The 23,915-nt window shown below is 65.0% G+C and carries 16 protein-coding genes; 9 read left to right on the top strand and 7 right to left on the bottom strand.

Annotation, left to right across the window (positions count from 1 at the left end; genetic code table 11):
- Positions 1-94: 94 nt before the first annotated feature.
- Positions 95-3,427: an arabinosyltransferase domain-containing protein gene (locus AC51GR_RS10725; RefSeq protein ID WP_496324607.1), complete on the top strand. Its 3,333-nt coding sequence runs from the start codon at positions 95-97 to the stop codon at positions 3,425-3,427.
- Positions 3,420-6,710 carry an arabinosyltransferase domain-containing protein gene (locus AC51GR_RS10720; RefSeq protein WP_496324606.1) on the top strand — a complete coding sequence of 1,097 codons (3,291 nt, stop codon included), beginning with the start codon at positions 3,420-3,422 and terminating at the stop codon, positions 6,708-6,710. Before AC51GR_RS10725 ends, AC51GR_RS10720 begins: the two co-directional genes overlap by 8 nt.
- An 87-nt stretch (positions 6,711-6,797) precedes the next feature.
- On the opposite strand, the gene AC51GR_RS10715 is transcribed toward AC51GR_RS10720, so the two are convergent.
- Positions 6,798-9,095 (bottom strand): thiamine pyrophosphate-binding protein, encoded by a 2,298-nt coding sequence (locus AC51GR_RS10715; RefSeq protein WP_496324636.1) that lies wholly within the window; start codon positions 9,093-9,095, stop codon positions 6,798-6,800.
- A gap of 124 nt (positions 9,096-9,219) precedes the next feature.
- Here AC51GR_RS10715 and AC51GR_RS10710 point away from each other — a divergent pair, with 124 nt between their 5' ends.
- Positions 9,220-9,705, top strand: a complete 486-nt coding sequence (locus tag AC51GR_RS10710) for an Lrp/AsnC family transcriptional regulator (protein WP_496324605.1) — start codon at positions 9,220-9,222, stop codon at positions 9,703-9,705.
- A 33-nt stretch (positions 9,706-9,738) separates the two neighbouring features.
- Here the strand turns inward: AC51GR_RS10710 and AC51GR_RS10705 are convergent, their stop codons facing one another.
- The gene (locus tag AC51GR_RS10705; RefSeq protein ID WP_496324604.1) at positions 9,739-10,098 is read right to left on the bottom strand and encodes an Rv2640c family ArsR-like transcriptional regulator; all 360 of its coding nucleotides are present in this window, start codon (positions 10,096-10,098) and stop codon (positions 9,739-9,741) included.
- A 179-nt stretch (positions 10,099-10,277) separates the two neighbouring features.
- Here AC51GR_RS10705 and AC51GR_RS10700 point away from each other — a divergent pair, with 179 nt between their 5' ends.
- The 3 genes from AC51GR_RS10700 to AC51GR_RS10690 are packed head-to-tail and all read left to right on the top strand — an operon-like array spanning position 10,278 to position 12,162.
- Positions 10,278-10,877: a biotin transporter BioY gene (locus AC51GR_RS10700; RefSeq protein WP_496324635.1), complete on the top strand. Its 600-nt coding sequence runs from the start codon at positions 10,278-10,280 to the stop codon at positions 10,875-10,877.
- The gene (locus tag AC51GR_RS10695; protein ID WP_496324603.1) at positions 10,877-11,557 is read left to right on the top strand and encodes an energy-coupling factor ABC transporter ATP-binding protein; all 681 of its coding nucleotides are present in this window, start codon (positions 10,877-10,879) and stop codon (positions 11,555-11,557) included. The genes AC51GR_RS10700 and AC51GR_RS10695 overlap by 1 nt, the downstream gene beginning before the upstream one ends.
- Positions 11,554-12,162 carry an energy-coupling factor transporter transmembrane component T family protein gene (locus AC51GR_RS10690; RefSeq protein WP_496324602.1) on the top strand — a complete coding sequence of 203 codons (609 nt, stop codon included), beginning with the start codon at positions 11,554-11,556 and terminating at the stop codon, positions 12,160-12,162. The genes AC51GR_RS10695 and AC51GR_RS10690 overlap by 4 nt, the downstream gene beginning before the upstream one ends.
- Positions 12,163-12,193: 31 nt before the next feature.
- On the opposite strand, the gene AC51GR_RS10685 is transcribed toward AC51GR_RS10690, so the two are convergent.
- From AC51GR_RS10685 to AC51GR_RS10675, 3 genes are all read right to left on the bottom strand, one after another.
- Entirely contained in the window at positions 12,194-12,697 is a 504-nt protein-coding gene (locus AC51GR_RS10685; protein ID WP_496324601.1) for an alpha/beta fold hydrolase, read from the bottom strand.
- 428 nt (positions 12,698-13,125) lie between these two features.
- Positions 13,126-14,406 carry an HNH endonuclease signature motif containing protein gene (locus tag AC51GR_RS10680; protein WP_496324600.1) on the bottom strand — a complete coding sequence of 427 codons (1,281 nt, stop codon included), beginning with the start codon at positions 14,404-14,406 and terminating at the stop codon, positions 13,126-13,128.
- 168 nt (positions 14,407-14,574) lie between these two features.
- Entirely contained in the window at positions 14,575-15,096 is a 522-nt protein-coding gene (locus AC51GR_RS10675; protein WP_496324599.1) for a MarR family winged helix-turn-helix transcriptional regulator, read from the bottom strand.
- 122 nt (positions 15,097-15,218) lie between these two features.
- Here AC51GR_RS10675 and AC51GR_RS10670 point away from each other — a divergent pair, with 122 nt between their 5' ends.
- The 3 genes from AC51GR_RS10670 to AC51GR_RS10660 all read left to right on the top strand — a co-directional run bounded on the left by AC51GR_RS10670 (position 15,219) and on the right by AC51GR_RS10660 (position 16,935).
- Positions 15,219-15,728, top strand: coding sequence for a YceI family protein (locus tag AC51GR_RS10670; RefSeq protein WP_496324598.1), 510 nt, complete (start codon positions 15,219-15,221; stop codon positions 15,726-15,728).
- Between the two features lie 41 nt (positions 15,729-15,769).
- Positions 15,770-16,417 carry an FMN-dependent NADH-azoreductase gene (locus tag AC51GR_RS10665; RefSeq protein WP_496324597.1) on the top strand — a complete coding sequence of 216 codons (648 nt, stop codon included), beginning with the start codon at positions 15,770-15,772 and terminating at the stop codon, positions 16,415-16,417.
- Between the two features lie 119 nt (positions 16,418-16,536).
- Positions 16,537-16,935, top strand: coding sequence for a VOC family protein (locus tag AC51GR_RS10660; protein ID WP_496324596.1), 399 nt, complete (start codon positions 16,537-16,539; stop codon positions 16,933-16,935).
- A gap of 105 nt (positions 16,936-17,040) precedes the next feature.
- Here the strand turns inward: AC51GR_RS10660 and AC51GR_RS10655 are convergent, their stop codons facing one another.
- Positions 17,041-18,591, bottom strand: coding sequence for an acyl-CoA carboxylase subunit beta (locus AC51GR_RS10655; protein WP_496324595.1), 1,551 nt, complete (start codon positions 18,589-18,591; stop codon positions 17,041-17,043).
- A complete protein-coding gene (pks13, locus tag AC51GR_RS10650; RefSeq protein WP_496324594.1) occupies positions 18,584-23,914 on the bottom strand; it encodes a polyketide synthase Pks13 in 5,331 nt (1,776 codons plus the stop codon). The genes AC51GR_RS10655 and pks13 overlap by 8 nt, the downstream gene beginning before the upstream one ends.
- Between the last annotated feature and the right edge of the window lies 1 nt (position 23,915).

Raw genomic sequence — 23,915 nt, 5'->3', positions numbered from 1 at the left:
ACACAGAACGGGCCGATCCTGAGAAAGACCCGGACCTTGCCCTGCTCACGGGGCAGGTTCGGGTTCTCAGGTCAGTGCAATACCATCGTCTCTCGTGCCTGTGTCCTCTCACCTCCCCAGTGCGGGGACAGTCCGTTGGGTCGCAATCGTCGCCGGCCTCGTGGGGATCGCGTTCTGCGCGATCTCTCCCCTGCTGCCCGTCAAGCAGTCCACCGCGACCATCGAATGGCCCACCGGCCAGCAGCTTTCTGACGAGACCGCATCGGTCACCGCGCCACTGATCGCGCAGACCCCGCAGGCCTTCGATGCGACGATCCCCTGCTCGTTGATCGAGACGCTCCCCGAGAACGGCGGACTGGTCCTGGCGACCATGCCGCCGGGCGCCGAGCGCTACGACCAGAACGCCCTCGTGGTCAACGCGTCGGCGGACTCGGTCTCGGTGGTCTTCCGGAACGAACTGGCGACCTCCGCCACCCGCGCCGACATCGGCACCACGCAGTGCCGTGAGCTCCACGTCTGGTCGACGCCGAGCGCCGCCGGCGCAGAGTTCGTCGGGCTCGGCCCGGCCGGCCTGCTCGGGATCGACTCGCGTCCCCAGTTCGACGGCGTGTTCACCGACCTGTCCACCGGTGACGTGGAAGCCGCTGCTGCACAAGGACTTTCGGCGATCACCACCGTCGACAACCGGTTCGACAGCTCCCCGACCGCGATCAAGGCCATCGTCCTGGTCCTCGGCCTGATCGCCATCGTGATCTCACTGGTGTGCCTGGCGCTACTGGACCGGATCGACGGCTACCACCGTCGCATCGGGAAATGGTCCCCGAAGCGCCTGCTGCGCCCGCGGGCCAGCGACCTCGCCGTCACCGCGGTCCTGCTGATCTGGCATTTCCTCGGCGCCGGATCGCCCGACGACGGCTACATCCTCAATATGGGCCGCGCCTCGGAATCGGCCGGCCACCTGGCCAACTACTACCGCTATTACGGCATCGCCGAAGCCCCGTTCGACTGGTACTACTCGTTCCTCGCGGCCTGGTCGGAGGTGTCGGCGTCCGGTCTGTGGATGCGGATCCCGTCGCTGCTGGCCGGCCTGGCCTCCTGGTTCATCCTCTCGCGGGTGCTCCTGCCGCGACTGGGCGCCGGGGTACGTCGCAGCACCTGGGCCGTCTGGGCGGCAGCCACGGTGTTCACCGCGTTCTGGATGCCCTACGCCAGCGGCCTGCGCAGCGAGTCGATCATCATCCTCGGTTCACTGCTCACCTGGTGGGCCGTCGAGCAGGCCATCGCCACCAGGCGGCTGCTGCCCGCCGCCCTGGCGGCCATGGTGGCCGGTCTCACGTTGGCGCTGGCCCCACAGGGTGTCATCGCGATCGCCGTCCTGATCGTCGGCGCCCGTCCGATGCTGCGGATCGTGATCGAGCGCAGCCGCGAATCGGCCACCACCACCCGTGGTCGCTGGATCAACCTGGCCGCCCTCGCCGCACCGTCCGCCGCCGCCGCATCCCTGGTGGTGCTGGTGGTCTTCCGCGACCAAACGCTGGCAACGGTGTTCGACGCGGTCCGGACGCGCTACATCGTCGGCCCCACCATCTCGTGGTGGCAGGAATATCTGCGCTACTACTTCATCACCGTGACCACACCGGACGGCGCGCTGACCCGTCGTGTCCCACTGCTCCTGCTGTTGGCATCGGTATTCGTGACACTGGCCGTGATGTTGCGGCGCGACAAGATCCGCGCCGTCGACCCGGGTCCGGTCTGGCGCGTCCTCGGCGCCACCCTGATCACCCTGTTGCTGCTGATGTTCACCCCGACCAAGTGGACGATCCACTTCGGGATCTTCGCCGGATTCGCGGCCGCGCTGGCGGCCACGGCCACCGTCGCCGTCGCGCAGTCGGCGGCCCGGTCCACCCGCAACCTCTCGGTGTTCGTCGCCGGACTGATGTTCGCCCTGGCCGCGGCCATGGCCGGTGAGAACTCCTGGCCGTTCGCCTACAACTTCGGCATCTCGTGGTTCGACAAGGCACCCGTCCTGGCCGGCCGCGAGGTCTCGACGATCTTCCTGATCCTTGCCGTCGTCGCGGCCGCGGTGGCCGTCTGGCAGCACCTGCGGCACGACTTCGTGCAGAACAAGGGCCTGGTCCACACCGGCGACGACGACGAGGCCGCCAAAAAGGCCGACCGTCGCCGACTCACCCTGGCCTCCTCCCCCATCGCACTGATCGCCGGCTTCATGGTGATCTGCATGCTGGCGGTCTTCGCGAAGGGTGCGCTGTCCCGCTACCCCGCGTACACGGTCCTCGATGCGAACGTGTCCACGCTGGCCGGTGACAGTTGCGCGATGGCCGACGCCGTCCTGGTCGAGCGGGACCCCAACAAGGGCATGCTGACACCCGCCGACGGGGTATCGGTCTCCGATGCCCTCGCCGGCGAGGACCCGGTCGGGTTCACACCCAACGGGGTCGCCGAGAGCCTCACACCCGAGGCCGGGTCGGCCCGTCCCGGCCAGATGAATGTCTCGGCCAGCTTCAACAAGCCCTTCGTGATCTCCGGGTCAGGTGCGGGTATCGCCGGTGGATACGGCGCCGAGACCGTCAACGGCTCCCGGGTCGTCCTGCCGTTCGGACTCGACCCGGCCACCACGCCGGTGCTCGGAAGCTACGGATACGACTCGGGTGAGGCCACACTGATGACCGACTGGTATCAGTTGCCGGCCCGTGATGCGTCACCGATACTCGCGTTCAGCGCAGCCGGACCGGTCCTCACGCTCAACGAAGAGGGCGTCATGACATTCGGACAGCAACTGCTGATCCAGTTCGGCATCGAAGAGGCGGACGGCACGTTCATCGATGTCGGATCGCAGATCCGCCCGATCGACCCGGGTCCGGACAAGCCGAACCGGCCGTGGCGCAATCTCGTGATCCCGATGGATCAGGTGCCCGCCGAGGCGACCGGGATGCGGATCATCGCCAAGGACAACAACGTCAACAACAAGCAGTGGCTGGCGATCACCCCGCCCCGGGCACCTGTGCTCGAGACGCTGCAAGAGGTCGTCGGTTCCAAGGCCCCGACGCTGATCGACTTCAGTGTGGCGAGCCAGTTCCCGTGCCAGCGTCCGTTCTCCATCACCGACGGGGTCGCCGAGATCCCGCAATGGCGGATCCTGCCGGACCGCACCACCGCAGCCTCGCAGTCGAAGACCTGGCAGGCGGCCGAGGACGGCGGCGCGCTCGGTGTCAGCGAGGCCGTCACCCGGGCCGACACGGTTGCGACGTATCTCGACGACGACTGGTACCGCGCATGGGGATCTCTCGAGGTCCTGATCCCGCTGGTGCCCGACGCCCCGCAAGCGAACATCATCACCGGTACCGAAACGAAATGGGGCTGGTCGCGGACCGGTCCGCTGAGAGTGGTGCCGCAAGAAAATGAGTGAAAAGGCGAGCATCATCAGCAAAAACGGGTCAGTGAGCAGATTTGCCGGCCCCGGATACCGGAACGTCAAGATAGTTGCCGTGGTCGCGGGCCTGATCGGCTTCCTCCTGGCCTGCCTGAGCCCCCTGATGCCGGTGAATCAGACCACCGCGCAACTCAACTGGCCACAGGACAATCAGGTCACCAACGTCTCGGCGCCGCTGGTCTCTTTTGTGCCGATCGACATGCGGGTGTCCGTACCGTGCACCACGGCCGCCGATCTCCCCGCCGATGGTGGGGTGCTGCTCTCGACCCTGCCTGCCGGTGGACAGGACGCGACGTCTCGAGGCCTGTTCATCCGCGCCACGTCCGACCGCATCACCGTCACCGACCGTGACGTGGTGCTGCTGACCGCGGATCGCGCTGCAGCGCAGTCCGATCCGGATTGCCGGATCACCTTCAACGCCGACGGCGAGCGTGCCCACGGTGAGATCGTCAACGGCGGAACCGAAGGGCAGCTCTCCTTCGACGTCCCCGACCCGAACCTGCGCCCGCAGATCGTCGGTGTGTTCACCGGACTGCCACAGAGCGTTTCGCCGCAGGGTCTGGAGTTCTCGGCCACCATCGACACCCGGTTCGTCACCACCCCGACCAACCTGAAGTTCGCGGCGATGGTGATCGGCATCGTGATGACCGTCCTGTCACTCATCGCGCTGGCGCTGCTCGACGCCCGTGACGGCCGCGGGCACCACCGGTTCCTGCCGCGGCGCTGGTGGACTATCCGGGTCTCCGACGTGGTCGTGTTCGCGACGTTGGCCCTGTGGTGGTTGATGGGCGCCAACACTTCTGACGACGGCTACAACTTCACGGTCGGCAGAATCGCCGACGAAGCCGGGTACGTCGACAACTATTACCGCTACTTCGGTGTGCCGCAGGATCCGTTCGGTTGGCACTATCAAGTGATCTCGGCCATGACCGAGGTGAGTCTGGCGACGCCGTGGATGCGCCTGCCCGCCTTCCTCCTCGGGCTCCTCGGCTGGTGGTTGATCTCCCGCGAGGTGATCCCACGCCTGGGTCGCACGGTACGACACTCCACCCCGGCCCTCTGGTCGGCGGCGTTTGTGTTCCTCGCGATCTGGATGCCGTTCAACAACGGCCTGCGCCCCGAACCGGCACTGGCGGTCGGCGCCCTGCTCACCTGGTGTTCGGTCGACCGCTCCATCGCGACCGGACGACTGTTGCCGCTGGCGGTCGCGACGATCATCGCGGCGTTCACGCTCGCGTTGGCGCCCGGTGGTCTGATGGCCGTCGCGCTGCTCCTGGCCGGCATCCGACCGCTGCTGCGCCGCATCATGGCGCGCCGGAGCCGAGATGGGTTGCTGCCCCTGCTGATGCCGATCCTGGCGGCCGGTACCGCGGTGTTGTACAACATCTTTGCCGACCAGACGTTGGCCACGATCCTGACCTCGTCGGAGGTCGCCTCCGAGGTCGGACCGACACTCGAATGGTGGCAGGAACCGGTTCGGTACTACTACCTGATGCTGCCGACCGCCGACGGCACCCTGTCCCGGCGGTTCGGCATCCTGATGGCGTTCCTGTGCCTGATGGTCGTGCTGCTGATGCTGTTGCGTCGCCGGACCCCGATGGGTATCCCCAAGGGCCCCACCTGGCGTCTGGTCGCCGGTGTCTTCGGCTTCATCTTCTTCCTCGCCTTCACACCGACCAAGTGGACCCATCACCTCGGTGTCTACGCGGGTATCGGCGCGGCGCTCGCCGCGGCCGCCGGCGCGATGATGGCCCCGGCGATCCTGCGGCGCAGGCGAAATCGCACGTTCTTCGCCGCTGCCGTGTTATATGTGACCGCGCTGTCGTTTGCCGGGACCAACGGCTGGTGGTTTGTCGGCAGTTACGGCATCCCGTGGTGGGATCGGCCGCCGGCCATCGCCGGGGTCCGGGTCGCCTGGATCATCCTCGCAATCGCCGTCGCCACGACCCTGGTGGGCCTGTACCAGCATTTCCGCGACGACTACGTCAACGCTGAACAGCGCACCGAGGGCTCGAAGTTCTGGCATCGATTCGCGTTCTCTCCCATGCCCGTCATCTCCGGACTGGTTGTCCTGTTCATGCTGCTGTCGTTTGCCAAGGCCGCATACGAACAGCGCGACAGCTACTCGTGGCTCAACTCGAATGTGGCTGCGTTGCAGGGTGACATCTGTGCCATGGCCGACGACATCCTGGTCGAGCCCAATCCGAACACCGGACTTCTGCAGCCGGCATCTGTTGCCGGTCAGGTCGATCTGACCCCGGGAGAAGCACTCGCCGGCGCCGCCATGACCGGCTTCACTCCGAACGGCGTACCCAACGACTTGTCGGTGGACGCCACCGAGTCGACCGAGGCCGCGGCCTTGAACACGGCACAGACCGGTGCCGGTGCCAACGAGACCGACGACACCGATGAAGCCGGAACCGGCGGCGGCCAAGGCGCTCTGGGCGTGAACGGCTCGACGGTGCGGTTGCCGTTCGGTCTCGACCCGGCGACCACCCCGGTCCTGGGCAGCTACGGCTCGTCCGGCGGATCGCTGACCTCGGCGTGGTACCAGATGCCCGAGCCGAATCCGGATTCACCGCTGCTGACGTTGTCGGCGTCCGGCCGCATCGAAGCCGTCGACGGTGACGGCATCGTCGAGTCGGGGCAGAAGCTGGTCGTCGAGTTCGGTCGTCCCGGAACCGGCAACACCGTTGAGCCGCTTGCCCAGATGGGTCCGATCGACACCGGCGAGCAGCCGATCTGGCGGAACCTGCGGTTCCCGCTGAGCGATGCCCCCGCCGGGGCCTCCGTGGTGCGCGTGATCGCCTCGGACACCTCTGCGGCCCCCGATCAGTGGCTGGCACTCACCCCTCCTCGCATCACGAAGATGGAGACGCTCGACAAGCTCGTCGGCCACGACGATCCGGTGCTCATCGACTGGCTGCCGGCCCTGGCGTTCCCGTGCCAGCAGCCGATGGCCGTGAAGTACGGCGTGATCGAGGTGCCGAAGTGGCGCATCCTGCCCGACGCCGAGGCAACTCGCCAGAGCACCCAGACCTGGATGTCCGGCGATGCCGGTGGACCGCTTGGCATCACCCAGTCGATGTTGCGGCCCACCATCATTCCGTCGTACATGCGGAACAACTGGGGCCGGGATTGGGGTTCGCTGCAGAAGTTCACCCCCATAGTGGAGGCGAAGCCCGCGAAGCTCGAGATCGGGTCGACCACCCATTCGGGGCTGTACGACCCGGCCCCGATGCGCGGCGCCCGCTACTAGCCCAAATCGACCGCCGCACCCCGATGATGTGGCCTTATGGCGTTGCCCACCTGGGCTTTTGATCGCCAAAAGGCCACATCATCGGGTTCAGGGGGTCAGGTCGAGGGCGGCGCGGACGATGCTGTCGGTGTCGATGCCGTGGTAGCGGTACACATCGTCGAGGGTGCCGACCTGACCGAATCGGCTGACGCCGAGGGAAATTCCGCGGACCTGGTTGATGGTCTGCAGGAACGCCAGCGTGTGCGGATGTCCGTCGAGGACGGACACCATCGGCGCGGCCCGATCGGCCGGGAAGACCTGATCGAGGATCCAGGTCGGGGCGTCACCGTGCCCGCGGCGGGCCTGCAGGGCTTCGAAGAGGAGTCCGGGACTGGTCACACACACCACCTCGGCGGCGATGCCCTGATCGGCGAGTCGATCTGCCGCGGTGAGTGTTTCGGTGAGCATGGCACCCATTGCGACCAGGGTCACCTGGGGATCGGGCGTGTGGCGCGCGGTGTAGGCACCGGCCACCACCTGCCGGCGACGACGTTCCCGGGCCGCCGGATCGACGGGCACCGCGGCCAGGCGCTGATCGCCAGGACGGGTCGACAGTCGTAGGTACGACGAGCTTCCGTCGGGCCGGCCCAGGCGACCGATGCAGGACAACAGGATCCATTCCACATCGATCGCGAACGCCGGCTCGTAGCTGACACAACCGGGCTGTTCCAGTCCGATCGACGGCGTCTTGATCGACTGATGGGCGCCGCCTTCGGCCGCCAGGGTGACACCGGAGGGGGTACCCACCAGGATCGACTGTCCACCGGCATAGATTCCGTACGACCACGGCTCGAGTGCCCGTTCCACAAACGGGTCGTACATCACGCCGATCGGGAAAAGTGGCTGACCCCAACGACTCCAGGTGGCACCGAGCTCGCCCATCAGGCCGACGAGGTTCGTCTCGGCGATACCGAGTTCCATATGTTGTCCGGTCGGCCGTTCCCGCCAGTGCATGATCGTCTCGGAGTCGTCGTCGAACCAGTTCCGACGTTCGCCCGGAGACCACACGCCCACCTTGTTGAGCCACCCGGCGAGGTTGGTGGTGGAACTGACGTCGGGGCTCACGGTCACCACACGCTGTGCGGCGTCAGGGGATTCACGACTGAGGTCGAGCAGCGTACGGCCCAGGGCGGCCTGGGTGGTGGAGGTTCCCGACGGGGTGCGCCCGAAGTCGGTGGGCACCTGCGGCGGCAGGTTCGGGGCGGTGTTGTCGCGGTGCAGGGCGGCGGCGGTGTCGCGGCACAGCCGGCCCGCGGCGGTGTTGTCGTCGAAGCGGGTCCACGGGTTGGCCGGGTCCATACCCAGACCGGTGGCGAGCTCGTCGTATTGCGGGACGGTCAGCAGCGACGAGTGGTTCTGCGGATGCCCTTCGGTCGGCAGCGCGTGACCCTTGATCGTGTAGGCGATGATGATCGTCGGCCTGGTGTCGTCGATCTCGCTGTATGCCTTGCGCAGTGCATCGAGATCGTGCCCGCCGAGGTTGCGGATCGCCCGGGTCAGGGTGTCGTCGTCGAGTCCGGCGATCAGGTCGGCCACCGCCTGCGCCTCGGGTCCCTCACCGGGCAGGCGGGTCCGCAGTTCATCTGCCTGACAGCGCAGCAGGCGCTGGTATTCGGGGTTGGGCATCTGCAGGATGCGGGCGCGCAGCGCCTGCCCACCCGGCCGCGTGAACAGTTCCTCGAGCAGCGCACCGAACCTGACGGTGATCACCTGCCAGCCGGCCGCGCCGAACATCTTCTCCAGGCGATCGGCGGCGATGTTCGGGACAACCCGGTCCAGGGACTGTCGATTGAGGTCGACGATCCAGACGACCTCACCGAGTTCGGCGACCGACGGATCGAGAATCGCCTCCCAAACGGCGCCCTCGTCGAGTTCGGCATCGCCCACCAGCGAGTACTGCCTCCCGGTGCCGGCACCGCCGAAGGTGGTCTCGACATAGCGCCGGGCCACTGCACCCCAGATGGGTGCGGTCGCACCGATTCCGACGGATCCGGTCGAGTAATCCACCGGATCGGGGTCCTTCGTGCGGCTCGGGTAGCTCTGCAATCCGCCGAACTCGCGGAGCCGGGTCAGGTACGACTCGTCGAGCTCACCCAGCAGGTAATTGATGGCATGCAGAACAGGAGAGGCATGAGGTTTGACGGAGACCCGATCCCCGGGACGCAACTGGTCGAACCAGAGCGTGGTCATGATCGACACCATCGATGCGCACGACGCCTGATGGCCACCGACCTTGAGACCCGAGGTGTTCGGCCGAACCCGATTGGCATGGTGAATCATCGACGTCGCAAGCCACAGCACCCGCTGCTCGACGTCCGCCAGCGATCCGAGGTCCCGCTCGTCCATCAATTTCTCCGATTCATAGATGTAGCTCGACTGCATCACGCACAGACTTTCTGCGCAACCAATCGCCGTGAGAGTATGCATTTTGCACACCATCGTGGTTTCGACGGTTCCCAGCGGAGGCAGAATGAGCAGCGGTCACCAGGCCGACCCGATCGACGCGAAGGTGCTCCGCGCCCTCGTCGCCGAGCCCCGGGCCACTGTTCTGTCGCTTGCGGAGCAGACCGGGTTGTCGCGCAACACGGTCCAGTCCCGGTTGGCGAAGCTCGAATCGAGCGGTGCACTGCGCTCGGTCGAGCGGCGCATCGATCCGGCGGCACTGGGTTATCCGATGTCCGCGTTCATCGTCACCACCGTGGTGCAGCGCGAATTGACTGCAGTCGCGGAGTCGTTGGACGCCATACCCGAGGTCCTCGAGGTTCACGGCCTCAGCGGCGCGACGGACCTACTGGTTCAGGTGGTCGCCCGCGACGCCGACGATCTCTATCGGATCGCCGGCCAGGTCCTCGACATCGAAGGTGTCGAGCGAACGATGACGTCTCTGGTGATGCGCCGACTCGTGGACTATCGCCTGGACCCGCTCCTACGACGTTTCGAGACCACCGACGGTTGAGTCCGCGACGTCATCTGCGGCCACACGCTGTGGTCAGCGGCAGCAGTCGGGATCGAGCACGCCGCGCAGGGCGTTCAGCGCATCGGGATGCGCGGCGTAGAAGACGTTCATGCCCCGCCGCGACGATTGCGCCATACCCGCTTTCTTGAGCTGACCGAGGTGGTGACTGACCGTCGCCTCTGACAGGCCGAGCAGCGCGGCGAGGTCCGAGGTGCACGCCTCACCACTGTCGGCGGTCAGCAGGATCGACATCAGCTTGATCCGGACGGGGTCGGCCAGAGCTTTGAGGCGCAACGCGATCTCGAGTGCGTCGGCATCGCTCACCGGGGCCGCGGACACCGGCGCGCAGCAGATCGGCGAGGTGGTGTCGATGACCGGTAGCGCCTTGGGCATGTTTTCCACAGTAGCCCAAGATTCGTGACTTATGTCTAAAAGGTGGCGCTCCGGGAACCGGACACCACACCGATCCGTAGTATCACCACCGAAATCGCATCCATTCGGAGCTGACGTACCCCGGATGCAGCATCCGGCGTCCTACAGCGCGAGGTATCACCGTGACATCAGATATGACCATGCCCGTCGAGCGTCCGCGCCGGATCGCTGTCGGCCTGACCGTGCGTGATCTCGCGCAGGCCGCCGTGTTCGCCGCCCTCATCGCGGCGTTGGGCCTGCCCGGCACGATCACGCTGGGCAGCAGCGGCGTACCGATCACGCTGCAGACCCTCGGGGTGATGCTTGCCGGCGCCATCCTGGGTTGGCGCAAGGGTGCCCTGGCGGTCCTCATCTTCAGCGCCCTCGCCATCTGCGGACTGCCCATCCTGGCCGGTGGCCGGACCGGCCTGGTCTCGCTGACCTCCCCGACCGCAGGATTCTTCATCGGCTGGCTACCGGCGGTCATCGTCATCGGCCTGCTGACCGCCGCGATGATGCCCAAGTACCGGGTGATCCCCGGATTCGTCATCAACGTCATCGGCGGACTCGGCGTCATCTATCTCTTCGGCACCGCCGGATTGATGATCCGCGCCGACATGACGTGGTGGGCGGCGCTGAGCACCAACGGCATCTACGTGGTCGGCGACCTCGCCAAGGCTGCAGCCACCGCGCTCGTCGCCCGCCAGGTTCACCGCGGGTATCCGGGACTGATCACCCCGCTGCGTCTGAAACGACGGTGATGGCGGGGATAACCTTCCGGGGCGTCGGCCACTCCTACGCAGATCGAGCGGTCCTTCGCGACGTCGACCTCGAGCTGACGCAGCGACGGATCGGGATCGTCGGGTCCAACGGCAGCGGCAAGTCGACACTCGCCCGGATGATCAACGGGCTGGTCGTCCCCGACACTGGCACCGTCGAGGTGAACGGCCTCGACACTAAACGCAAAACCCGCGCGGTCCGAAAAGAGGTCGGATTCGTCTTCACCGATCCGGATCGTCAGATCATCATGCCGACCGTCGGCGAAGATGTGGCGCTCTCACTCTCACGGGGGAAACTGTCGAAGGCGCAGGTCGAGGAACGGGTCGGCGAGGTGCTCGCCCGATTCGGGTTGGCCGGGCACGCCGACCATCCCGCGCAGAAGCTCTCCGGCGGCCAGAAGCAGTTGCTGGCGTTGGCGTCGATCCTGGTGACCGAACCGTCGATCATCGTGGCCGACGAGCCCACCACGCTGCTCGACCTTCGCAACAGCGCGATGATCCGCGGAGTCTTCGCCGAACTGGAACAGCAATTGATCGTGGTGAGTCACGACCTCGAATTGTTGTCTGATTTCGACCGGGTGATCGTGATCGACGACGGTCGTGTTGTCGCCGACGGCCTTCCGGAAGAAACCATCGGCCACTACCGGACGCTGATGGCATGAGCAACGCGCTCGGCGTCTACCAACCGGGGAACTCGCCTATCCACCGCCTGCCTGCAGGCTTCAAACTCCTTGCTCTCGGTGTTGTGGTGATCGCGATGACCGCATTGGTCAACACCCCGGAGCGACTCCCGTTCGGGATCATCGTTGTGGCCGCGGTCTTTGTGGTCGCCCGGTTGCGGATGCGCGTTGTGGTGGCCTCGCTACGGCCCCTGTTCTGGGTAGTGTTGATGATCTTCGCATTTCAGCTTATTTTTGCCAGCTGGGAGCGCGCACTCGTGGTCTGTGGCGTCATGATCCTGTCGGTCGCCCTGGCCATCGCGGTCTCACTGACCACCCGCACCATGGACATGCTGGCCGCCTTGACCCGCATGTTCACGCCACTGCAACGATTCGGTTTTCGCCCCGATCGGATGGCTCTGGTTCTGGCCCTTGCCATTCGATCGATTCCCCTCATGGTCGAACTCGTCACCCAGGTCGATGAGGCCCGTCGCGCCCGGGGTTTGAAATTCATGCCCCACCGGCTTGCCGTGCCAGTGGTTTTGGGTGCACTCCACACCGCCGACCACTTCGCTGATGCGTTGTTGGCCCGGGGGCTCGATGCCTGACTCCAACCGTTGCCGAGCTGATGACCGAGCGTCAACCGAGTGCGTCCGCGGCTATCGTCTCGACCAACCCGTTGAACTGGTGGCCGCCCGACGGATGCTCGTGGACCCGGGCAGAGGGTAGTAGCGCCGAATTGAGCGCGAGATGACGGAACGGCACCACTTCGTCGTCACGGCAGTGGTGCAGCGAAATCGATTGAACCGGCTCAGGTCCCTCGAACGCGTACTCGGCGATGTCCCCGCCCCGCGGACCCCAGTCCGGCATCGCCAACAGCACCGCACTCGCCGGAACCGGACGTGGTTCCTCGGCAAGCACCCGCAGCAAGACCGACGCGCCGAAGGAATGGGCGAACACGAGATCGTCCGGACTCATCGCGGCAACCATGCGCCGGACCGGGGCCGCCCACGCCTCGAACGACATGTCGTCTTCGGGGATGTGTGGCATGTCGACAGCGGCGCCGACTGCCACACCGAGACCCTCCGCCAGTTCGCGATCATCGAAATAGCCGCCTGCACCGTGGATGAAACGAAGCCACATCGCCGCAATCAACTCCTCATGGGATCAGAACAGTCCGAATTTCTCTGGAATCTTCATGTGTCCAAGCACTTTCGACCCTGGCCGGTGTTGGTGTAATGCTCTCCGGAAGCGCCCGACCGTACTCGCGGATGCAGTCCACCAGCGAGGACGTCAACAAGCTGATGTTCCGGCCCAGGAATCGCCGGAACCTCGAACTCCGATAATGCCGTGGTTCATCGAACGACGTGACAAGAGCGGCATGTATGGTTGCCATGAGTCGCACCTCGATTCGCGTATCGATGTGCCCCACATGGTACGTGGATCACGTCTCGCGGCACCCGCTTTCTGGCGATCGACAGCACCGCCGTCACACTATGAAGTTGTCAAAGGTCATGCAGTACACAGGTTGTGCTGTGTTGCTCAGTCTTGCGGTTCGGTGTCCTTGGCCTTTATGCGGCGGTGAGTTCAGAGGTCAGGGTGCGGCGGGCATGAGACCGCAGTTCGGTGGCGCTGCCGGGCGCGAGGAACCAGGGATGCCCGTCGTGGCCGATGAACACCGTCCAGCCCTGATGGTGGATGTAGCGGTGGTGTCGCCGGCACAGCAAGACCATGTTGCTCAGGCTGGTGGTGCCGCCGTTGCGCCAGAAGTCGATGTGATGGGCATCTGTGTACACCGCGGCGCAGCCGCATCCCGGGAAGGCGCAGCCCTGGTCGCGGGCGATCAACGCTTTACGGATCGCGGGAGTGACGGTGCGTTGGTCGCGGCCGACATCGAGTGGCACCGAGTTGTTGTCGAGCAGGATTCTTGTGATCACCGAATCACACGCCACCATCTGGGCGGTCGGTGCTGATGCAGGTCCGGTCCATTCGAACTTCGGCGCCATGGCCGGCGGTGTGGCACCCGGGATGCCGCGCAGCTGCAATTGTTGTAGATGTTCGGGTGAGACTGTCACCGTCACATGTGGTTTCGCCCCACCCCGGGTGGGCCGGTCTTCCTGATCGAAATACGAATCGAGCAATCGTTCCAGCGCATCGGCACGGATCTGACCTGCGCTCCGCGGATCCGGCGACCCGTCGGGTTCGGGTACCGGCCTGCACAGCGGATCCAGTGCCACCGCCAGTTTCTCGCCGAGCAGGCTGTCCAAGTCCAGGGTGCCGTGGGTGCGGCCATCATCACCGGTCCCGAACGACAACTCGTTCAGGTCACTGTTTTCCGCATCCGGGATCTCTTTGTCTGGTGGCGACAGCACCAGGGCCATGTGCCGTGCCCGCACCGCCACCGCCGCCGGCGTCCCCATCAACGCTTCGATCAGTAGCCCACGTTCACAATCGGACCGGTCAGTGGCCGGGAGGTCAGGATTGCGACGCTCAATATGATGGAGACCCTTCACAATCGCATCCACATGCTCACCGGATAGTTGTCCGTCAGTTCCGTATTCGGCAATCGACGGAATCTGGCTGAGCGCCTTACCCACTCGCACATACCGGTGCGCGACTGCCGGCGCCATACCGGCGTCCCGTAATAGCTTGGCCGTGGACCCCGCACCCTTCTTCTGCGCGATCCGACGCCGATCGACCTCACCCACCACACGGAGAAGAACTTGCTCCACAACATGATTGAGACGTATCACCGTCACCACCCGCGACGACAACTCGGTGTCATCACCCGCGACCACAGCCGCACCCCCTGCCAGATCTGAGATTCTGGCGAACATCTCCCCGAAGTCCATGGCCCAACATTACCCGGCCAACAGCATTCGCACAAGTGTTCTAAACGAGTAATTCTACTGTTGCACAACATATTCCACTACTTCAACTGCGCCAACCGGGCATCATAGCGAGGAGGTCCGACACGAAGGCGAATCGCGCCCCCTCCGGCACCCCTGCACAGACACAAATCAAATAGCTTGTGAGCGGTCGATCGCGGAGGTGAGCGCTTCGGCGGCCGCCGGGTCGGTCGCGGCGACGATGAGGCGGGCAGCAGAACCAAGACACTGGAGTTGTTCGGCACTCATCGCGTCGACGACGAGTCGCCGTACCTCACTGACATGTCCGGGCGCAATCCGTTGGAGCTCTTGCCATCCCGCGTCGGTCAGTAGTGCTTCGGTCCGTCGGCCGGCCCCGCCGCACGAACGGCGCTCGACCCACCCCGCGCTCTCGAGCCGCGTCACCGCGTGCGACAACCGCGACAACGACGCCCGGGTCTGTCCGGCGAGATCACTCATCACCCGGGTATGTCCGGGCATCTCGGACAATGCCACCAAGACGCTGTACTCGAACAGATTGATCCCCGCCGCCCGCTTCAGCTGGGCGTCGAGCTTGCCAGGAAGGATCATCAGCACCGAGATCAAGGACGCCCAATCGCGTTGCTGTTCCGGCGTGAGCCACCCACCGTCGGGCATATCTGCGTCATCGGTCACCGCCCCAGTGTAACGGACTTGAACATTCAACTTCAGGGGCTTACGCTCGAACTTGCATGTTCAAGTTCACCCCTGCCGGTGACCGCACCAATCGTTGCCGGTAAAGATCGCTAGGAGACTTCGTGATCATTCAGACCGACGCCGACCTGCACAGTTTGGTCGGCACCTGGCAACTCGACACCGAGCGCACGACAATAACCGTTCGCACGCGCATGTTCGGAATCCCGTTTGCCAGATCCACCCTGCGCGCGACGGGGGGCCACGCCGCGATCGGCACCGAGGGATTGATTTCCGGACGCTTCGATCTCGACCCGGCCTCGATCAGTTCGCGCATAGCCAAGCGAGATCAGCATCTACGAGAGCCCGACTTCCTCGACGCGGAGAACCATCCGGCGATCAGGGCGACCATTGCCGACAGCGTTCTCATCGGGCAGAACAGGGCCGAGCTGACCGGCCTGGTCGAAGTTCGAGGTAAGACCTCGCCCTTGACGATGGTCGCTGCCATTGACGCCGGACCGCGATCGGTGATCCTGACGACCTCGATGCTGATCGACGACCGTCACCTACACATCCAGAATCTTCGCACCACGAAGAACAAGGTCACTGTCGAGGCCCATTTCAGCCGCGGCTGATGTCCAGTCCCCAGCCCTTCCCATCCTCAAGGAGTTTTCCCATGTCTCTTTTTCGTCTTGACGCCAGCATCCGTGTCGAGGGATCTCATAGTCGCGCACTCGGCGACATCGTCGAACAACAGTGGCGAGCCGCTCACCCCCACGACGAGATCATCCGGCGCGACGTCGGCACCGATCCCCTACCCGCGACCACGTGGGGAACCGCAGCCTATGCCGCCTACACGCCCGAGGATCAGCGCTCACCACAGCAAACCGAAGCGCTCACCATCGCAGCCGGGCTCGCCGATGAATTGATCGCCGCCGACACGTTTCTCTTTGCGGTGCCGCTGTACAACTTCGGGGTCTCGCAGCACTTCAAGAGCTGGGTGGACACCGTCATCACCGACCCCCGTTTCAATCCCGCCGAGCCTCCCGCGATCGCCGGTCGGCCGGCCGTCCTGGTGAGTGTCCAAGGCGGCTATTACGCGCCCGGTACACCACGTGAGGGTTGGAACCACGCCACTGATTGGATGCGCCGAATACTTGCCGACGTCTGGAATCTGGATCTGCGAGTCGTCGAATCTGCATTCACCCTCGTCGGCGAGAACCCGGCACTCGACGAGTTCAAAGACATAGCCGCGAGCCTGCGGACCGACGCCGAGCAGCTCGCTCGCACCCACGGACAAGGCCTGGCGGGAGTAGGTGTCTGACGAGCCGTCGCCGGGTCCGATGGTCCGGGCCACCGTCATTTCCGCGATCGGAATCCAACGATTCTGGTAACCTCGTACACCATACGAGGTTACCTGCCCGCTCAAATGAAAGGCTCACCGTGAGAATCACCGGCACTGCTTTGTCTCTCAACGTCGCCGACCCCAAAGCCTCCGCCTCGTTCGCCGAGATGCACTTCGGCTTCACGGAGGCGATGTCCGCCGACGGCTTCGTCTCGCTGGCCCATCCTGACGCCGGATTCAATGTCGTTTTCCTGCAGACGGGTCTCAAGACGTTCAAACCGGAATCGATCGCAGGCGCCGCTGGTCAGGGCACGTTGGTGGTGTTCGAGGTCGAAGACATCGACACGGAATACGCCCGGATCGAAACTGCCGGCGCACGCGTCGTCACCGCCCCCGAAACCGAGCCATGGGGCGAGAGGTACTGCCAGTTCATCGATCCCAACGGGATCATCTGGCAACTGGTGCAGTGGGTCCAGCCGGACGAAGCGGTCGACTGAGCCCGCCACATCACCAAACGAGCCAGAAATACGAAGACGAGCCACATGTTTGTGGCTCGTCTTCGTATAAGTGGCTCGTTTGGGCCGCAGGCGCGATCCGAGAGGTCAGATCGGCATCAGGAAGTGCTTGCGCGGGGTCCGCAGAACCTGCTTGTCCTTGAGCTGCGCCAACGCCCGACGGAGTTCCAACCGGGTGTTGGCCGGTTCGATGACGGCGTCGATGTATCCGCGTTCGGCGGCCAGGTACGGCGTGGCCATCGCGGTGTTGTAGAAGTCGATGAAATCCTTGCGGATTTTCGCGGCGTCTTCCGGCGTGGCGTTCTCGGTCTGCTTGCGGGTCAGGACCGCAGCCGCCGACTCCGCACCCATCACCGCGATCTTGGCCGTGGGCCAGGCGAAGTTGAGGTCGGCGCCGAGCTGCTTGCTGCCCATCACCGCGTACGCGCCGCCGTAGGCCTTGCGCAGCACCACGGTGATCTTCGGGACGTCGGCTTCGACGTAGGCATAGAGGAACCGGCCCGACCGGCGGATCGTGCCCTTACGCTCCTCTTCCAGACCGGGCAGGATGCCGGGTGTATCCACCAGGAAGATCAGCGGAATGTTGTAGGCGTTGCAGATCCGCACGAAGCGGGCGGCCTTCTCCGACGAATCCGTATCCAGCACACCGGACAACACACTGGGCTGGTTGGCGACGACGCCGACCGACGTCCCGTCGATCCTGGCGAAACCCGTGAGGATATTGGGCGCGAACAGTTCGGCGACCTCGTGGAACGCGCCGTCGTCGAACACCCGCATGATGATGTCGCGCATGTCGTAGCCGGCGTTGTCGCTGTCGGGAAGGAAGGCGTTGAGCGACAGATCGCTTTCGGTGATCTCCGGCTCCAGACCCGGATTGATGATCGGCGCGCGCTCGTAACAGGTCGAAGGCATGTATTCGAGGTACTCACGGACCCAGTCGAAGGCGGCCTTCTCGTCATCGGCCAGGTGATGGATGTTGCCCCACGCCGCCTGGTTGTACGAGCCACCGAGGTCTTCAGGGGAAACGTCTTCGCCCGTCACCTGCTTGAGTACGTCCGGACCGGTGACGAACATGTAGCTCTGGTCTTTGACACCCACCAGGATGTCGGTGTTGGCCGGGCTGTAAACCGCACCGCCGGCGCACTTTCCGAGGATGACTGAGACCTGCGGGGCCATGCCGGAGAGCAGATCGCTACGACGGCCCATCTCGGCATACCAGGCCAGCGAGGTGACCGCGTCCTGAATACGGGCACCGGCCGAGTCGTTGATACCGACCATGGGGCAACCGATCTTGGCCGCCCACTCCATGATCGCCGCAACCTTACGGCCGAACATCTCACCGACGGTTCCACCGAACACGGCCTGATCGTGCGAAAAGGCCGCCACCGGACGGCCGTTGACCAGTCCGTGACCGGTGACAACACCGTCGCCGTAGCCACTCTCGGCGGCACCCGGCATCTTGGCCAGCTGTCCCATCTCCACGAACGTGCCCGGATCGAACAGCATGTTCAGCCGCTCACGCGGCGAACCGATGCCCTTCGCCGCACGCTTCGCGACAGCCCGCTCACCACCGGGTTCTTTTGCTGCCTCGAGCTTCTCGCGGAGTTCTTTGAGTTTGCCGGCGGTCGTGTCAGTCACTCTTGTCACTTTCCTGCGAGATCTCGTCCAACCGAGCGGTCAGATCGGCACCGATTCTTCCAATGTAGGGCTCATCCACGATCGAGAGGTGGTCACCGCCGACGTGGATGATCTCGAGGTCGTCCACGACCTCGCCCCATCGGCCGTCCTCGTCGATATGCGCCCACTGCGGCTCGAGATCGATTGCACCCTCGTGCATCCGGTCGGCGCGGTAGAGCACAACCTTGCCGTCGAAACGTGTCGGCTCCACGGTTGTCAGGGCACGGTTGTCGAGGAAGCTGGTGCGCTGATGTTCGATGATGCCACCGGGGATCTTGGCGTCACTCATCGCCAACATCTCCATGATGATGCGGAACTGGCCCTCATCGTCGGCTTCCACCAGGCGGTCCATCGGCAGCGGCGCATCATCGAGACCGTATGTGCGCTTGGCGAAGTCGTAGTAGCGCTCCAGCCGGGCACGCTTGGCTTCCGGGGTGTCGAGGATCGGCTCGGACGGGCGGACCACGTCGATCAGGCCGACAAACGAAACCTCGTCACCGTTGTCGGTCAGCATCTGCGCGCAACCGTAGGCCAGCGCACCACCGAGCGACCAGCCCACGAGCGTGTACGGCCCTTCGGGCTGAATCTCTTTGAGCTTCGGGTAGTACTGCTTGACCCGCTCTTCGATGCTGCCCTCGACGCGATCGAAACCGATCACGGGCACATCCTCGGGCAACTTCTTGAGCAACTGCTCGTAAGCCGCGGTCGACCCACCGGCCGGGTGGAACACCAGAACCGGCTTCCGGTCGGTCTTCTCGGGAGTCCGCAGATACCGGACGAACCCATCGACCAGACCACCTTCGAGGTGCTCGCGCACGTAGTTCGACATCGTCTCGATGTTGTCTGCGTCGATGATGTCCTCGACATCGAGCTCACCACCGGCCCGTTCGGACAGACGCGCGGTCAACTTCTCGGCGGTCTCGTCGTCGAGCACCGGCAGCGGATTGAAGATTCCGCCGGCCGACTTGCCCGTCACCACAGCCCACACACCAAACGTCAACCGCTCGGCGGCATCTCGCGGCGGCACGTCGGCGCCGGCTGCGGCCGCAACCTCGGCCTGACTCTTCAGGTTGGCCGGGGTGGCGACCCGTGCGGCGGGTTCGGCGACCTCCACCGCAGCGACCTCAGCCGGAGCAGCCTCAGCCGGAGCAGCCTCGACCGGGGCAACCTCCGGCTTCGGCTCTGGCTGGGATTCGGGCTCGGTTTGGGTCTCCGAGGTGTCGGAGTTGATGAGCTCGGCCAGTGCGGCGGTGTCGAGTTCGCCCTGGCCTTCGGCCTGAGCGGCGAGCGCCTGCACTTCTTCGCGGTGTTCGACGGCGTAGGTGACGAACTTGACCACGTCTTGCAGGTTGGCCTCACGCATCGCCTGCAACTGCAGCTGCGGGATGTCGAACTCCCACTCGGCGCGGTTCTTGATCCGCATCGCCATCAGCGAATCGAGACCCAGCTCGATCAGCGGGATCTCGCGGGGTAGATCCTCTGCCTCGTAACCCATCGACTCGGCCACGATATGGGCCATCCGATCGTCGATGCTCTCACCGGAGTTCGGATCCCAGCGGGCCCCGATCTCGTCACTGACCTCCGGGTCGGTGACAACGGTGTTGTCGACGAAGCCGGAGTTCTGTGCCGCCTGCGCGGCATTCGACAGCGCAGGCACCGGCGCGGCGACCGGCGCACCGGCGGTGACCACCGCATCGAGAAGTAACCGGAACGAATTCCCTTCGGCCGCATGCACCTGCAGTCCGGCACCACCGGGATGGGGTGCCAGCGTGGTGGTCAGGGTGGTTGCCCCGACCGGCTCGCCGTACGGCACCACCGCGGTGACCTGAACATCGGAAAGTACCTGCTGGGCAGCGGCTTTCACCAGTGCGGTCAGATCCGTCACGGCCGATGCCGAGACCTGCCACACGTGGCGGCCGTCAGGCAGAGCAACGTGTGAGCCCGGGATCTTGCTGTCGCCCGAACCACCCGAGATCGATGCGGTCAGCCAGTACGGCTTGCGCTCGAAACGGGTCCGCGGGATCGCAGCGAAATCACCTTGACCGAACAGGCTTCCGACGTCCACCGGATGTCCGTGTACGTAGAGCTTCATCAGCGCATTGATCACGCCGTAGCTCTCGTCTTCCTTGCGGCGCAGCGTTTCGATCAGTTCGGCGTCATGGATGCCCGCCCCGAACGTCACGGCGGCCACGGAGATCAGCACTGCCGGGTTGGGCGCCAGCTCCACAAACGTGGTGTGGCCGTTCTCGACGGCCTTCGACACCGCCTGCGAGAACCAGACGCTGTGCCGCAGACCCTTGGTCCAGTACTCGACAGCGTGGACGGGGTCGCTACCCGGGCGGTAGAACTCCTCGCGGTCGACCGAGCTGTAGAAGCCGATCTTCGGCGAGCGCGGCTCGATACCGGTGAGCTCGTAGGCGAGTTCGCCGAGCAGCGGGTCGGTCTGGGACGTGTGGCTCGCTCCCTTGGTCGCCAGCTTGCGGCCGAGCTTTCCTTCGCTCTCGGCCCGGGCGACGATGGCGTCCACCTGGGGCTCCGGCCCACCGATGACGGTGTGGGTCGGCGCGGCGTACACACAGATCTCGAGATCGGGGTAGTCGGCGAGCACGTCGGTGATGTCGTCGGCGCTGTACTCCACCAGTGCCATCAGGCGAATGTCGTCGCCGGTCAGCGTGGCCTCGGCCTCACCCATCAGTCGCGAACGCTGGCAGATGACGCGCACGGCATCACCGAGCGACAGTCCGCCGGTGATGTAGGCGCCGGCCGCTTCACCCATCGAATGTCCGACGACGACACCGGCATCGGCTCCGTGATGACGAAGCAATTCGGCCAGGCCGATCTGGATGGTGAAGATGCCGACCTGCGAGGTCTCGATCTCGTAGGTGACCGAATCGTCGAGGAACTGCTCCACGATCGAGTAGCCGAGCTCGTCTTCGATGAGCTTGTCGACTTTGTCGACCGCCGCGGCGAAGATCGGGTTCTCGGTGTAAAGCTGTTTGGCCATCTTGCGATGCTGCGAGCCGAAACCGGACAGCAGCCACACCGGCGACGCCGGATCCGGTGCGTCGCAGGTGTACACGATCGGCGAGTTCTTGTTGTCGGCGATCGCCTGCATGCCCTTGAGGGCATCCTCGTGGCTGCGTGCCATCACCACCGAGCGCGTACGTCCGTGGTTGCGGTGGGCCAGCGCACGGCCGATGTCCGCCAGTGGCGTGGCCTTGGCCTCGTCGGTCTCCAGCCAATCGGCCAGATCGGCTGCGGCCTTGCGCCGGCGGGACGGCACGAATCCTGAAACGACAAGCGGGACAACTGAACCCTCGACCGCGCAGGGGGCAAAGCCCTCGGTCGGATCGACCTCGGCCACTGCCGTCTCGGCGGGTTTCGGAGCCGCGGCCAGCTGGCCGAGCGCAGCACGCTCGGCCTCGGTCATGAACTCATCGTCGTCATCGTCGTCGAGGAAATCATCGACAACGGCCTGCGCGGCAACCGGTTCGGCGTCTGCGACGACCGACTCGGCGAGGTCTTCGGGGGTGACCTCCCGGACCACGACATGCGCGTTGGTGCCACCGAATCCGAAACCGGAGACGCCGGCCACCGCACGCCCCGAATACCGCGGCCAGTCGGTGGCCTCGTCGATGACGTTCAGGTGCAGCGAATCGAATTGGATGTACGGGTTGGGGCCGGCGTAGTTCAGTGACGGCGGCAGCTTGTTCTCGCCAAGCGCGAGAACAACTTTGATGAGTCCGGCAGCACCGGCAGCGGCTTCGAGGTGACCGAAGTTGGTCTTCGCCGAACCGAGCAGAACCGGCTTGTCGGCCTCGCGGCCCTTACCCACCACGCGCCCGAGCGCGTCGGCCTCGATCGGGTCACCGAGAATGGTGCCGGTGCCGTGGGCTTCGACGTAGTCGACGTCCCGGGGGTTGATGGCCGCATCGGTGTAGGCCGTGCGCAGCACCTGAACCTGGGCTTCGGGGTTCGGGGCGGGCAGTCCGTTGGAGCGTCCGTCGGAGTTGACCGCCGAACCGGCGACCACGGCCAGCACCTTGTCGCCGTCGCGGCGGGCGTCGGAAAGCCGCTTGAGGACGACCAGTCCGCCACCCTCGGCGCGGATCATGCCATCGGCATCCGACGAAAAGGCCTTGATACGGCCATCTTTCGACTGCACACCCAACGAATCGAAACCGAGTGTCGCAGCGGGGGTGATGAGCATGTTCACACCGCCGGCAAGCGCCACATCCGACTCGCCGGAGCGCAGGCTCCGCACGGCCTGGTGGACCGCGACCAGCGACGAGGAACATGCGGTGTCGAGGGCGATCGACGGCCCCCGGAAATCGAAGTAGTACGAAACGCGGCCTGCGACAATGGAAGTGGAGGTTCCGGTCAACGCATAAGCGGCAGTCTCCCCCGCGCCCTCCGGATCGGAGACGGCAAGCATCTGATAGTCATTGGTGGAACTGCCGATGAAGACACCGACCTGGCCACCCTTGAGGTCACTGGCCGGGATGTGGGCGTGCTCCAACGCTTCCCACGTCAACTCCAGCGCCAGGCGCTGCTGCGGATCGACCATCTCGACCTCACGCGGCGACATCTGGAAGAAGTCGGCGTCGAAGCCCTTGACGTCGTCGAGGTAACCACCGTTCAGGTTCGCCTCTGCCAGCACCTTGGCGATCCGCGGATCGGACTTGAACTCGGTCCAGCGGTCCTCGGGCAGATCACTGACACCCTCGCGGCCGTTGATCAGCAGATCCCAGGTGGACTCCGGCGTGTGCCCGGCCTTCGGAAAACGTGTTGCCACACCGACAATCGCGATGTCGTCGTCGGCGCCGCGCACCCGCTGATAACGCTCGGCGTCATCGTCGTCCTCGATGCCCTCATCGGGGTCGCCCTCGATGACCCGCTTCGCCAACGATGCGATCGTCGGATGCTGATAAGCGACGGTGGCCGTCAGGATCACACCGGTCTTGTCCTCGATGTCGCCGGACAACGCCACGGCATCGCGCGACGAGAGACCGAACTCTTCCATCGGACGGTCATCCGAGACCTGATCGAGCGGGAGGCCGGTGGTCTCCGAGACCCAGCCCCGCAGCCACTCCCTCAGCTCCGAGACCGTCATGTCCCCGGCCTTCTCGTCGTCGTGCAGTTCTACACCGGAGTCGGTGTCCGACCCCACCGGCGACACATCCACGTCGCCGTCCGGATCCGTTCCGTCTCCCGGCCCGAAACTGGAGCCCGGCAATTTGTCATCCGAGGTCAGAGCGTCAGGCTCGTTATTCAGTTCAGGCATC

It is taken from the genome of Williamsia sp. z71 (assembly GCF_059553375.1).
This window is presented reverse-complemented; position numbering and strand designations above follow the sequence as displayed.

Excerpts from the sequence above, each read along its gene's own strand:
- AC51GR_RS10680 (WP_496324600.1), bottom strand. The coding sequence starts at position 14,406 with ATGGACTTCGGGGAGATGTTCGCCAGAATCTCAGATCTGGCAGGGGGT.
- AC51GR_RS10690 (WP_496324602.1), top strand. The coding sequence starts at position 11,554 with ATGAGCAACGCGCTCGGCGTCTACCAACCGGGGAACTCGCCTATCCAC.
- pks13 (WP_496324594.1), bottom strand. The coding sequence starts at position 23,914 with ATGCCTGAACTGAATAACGAGCCTGACGCTCTGACCTCGGATGACAAA.
- AC51GR_RS10700 (WP_496324635.1), top strand. The coding sequence starts at position 10,278 with ATGCCCGTCGAGCGTCCGCGCCGGATCGCTGTCGGCCTGACCGTGCGT.
- AC51GR_RS10715 (WP_496324636.1), bottom strand. The coding sequence starts at position 9,095 with ATGGACGAGCGGGACCTCGGATCGCTGGCGGACGTCGAGCAGCGGGTG.
- AC51GR_RS10685 (WP_496324601.1), bottom strand. The coding sequence starts at position 12,697 with ATGTGGCTTCGTTTCATCCACGGTGCAGGCGGCTATTTCGATGATCGC.
- AC51GR_RS10705 (WP_496324604.1), bottom strand. The coding sequence starts at position 10,098 with ATGCCCAAGGCGCTACCGGTCATCGACACCACCTCGCCGATCTGCTGC.
- AC51GR_RS10710 (WP_496324605.1), top strand. The coding sequence starts at position 9,220 with ATGAGCAGCGGTCACCAGGCCGACCCGATCGACGCGAAGGTGCTCCGC.
- AC51GR_RS10695 (WP_496324603.1), top strand. The coding sequence starts at position 10,877 with ATGGCGGGGATAACCTTCCGGGGCGTCGGCCACTCCTACGCAGATCGA.
- AC51GR_RS10720 (WP_496324606.1), top strand. The coding sequence starts at position 3,420 with ATGAGTGAAAAGGCGAGCATCATCAGCAAAAACGGGTCAGTGAGCAGA.
- AC51GR_RS10665 (WP_496324597.1), top strand. The coding sequence starts at position 15,770 with ATGTCTCTTTTTCGTCTTGACGCCAGCATCCGTGTCGAGGGATCTCAT.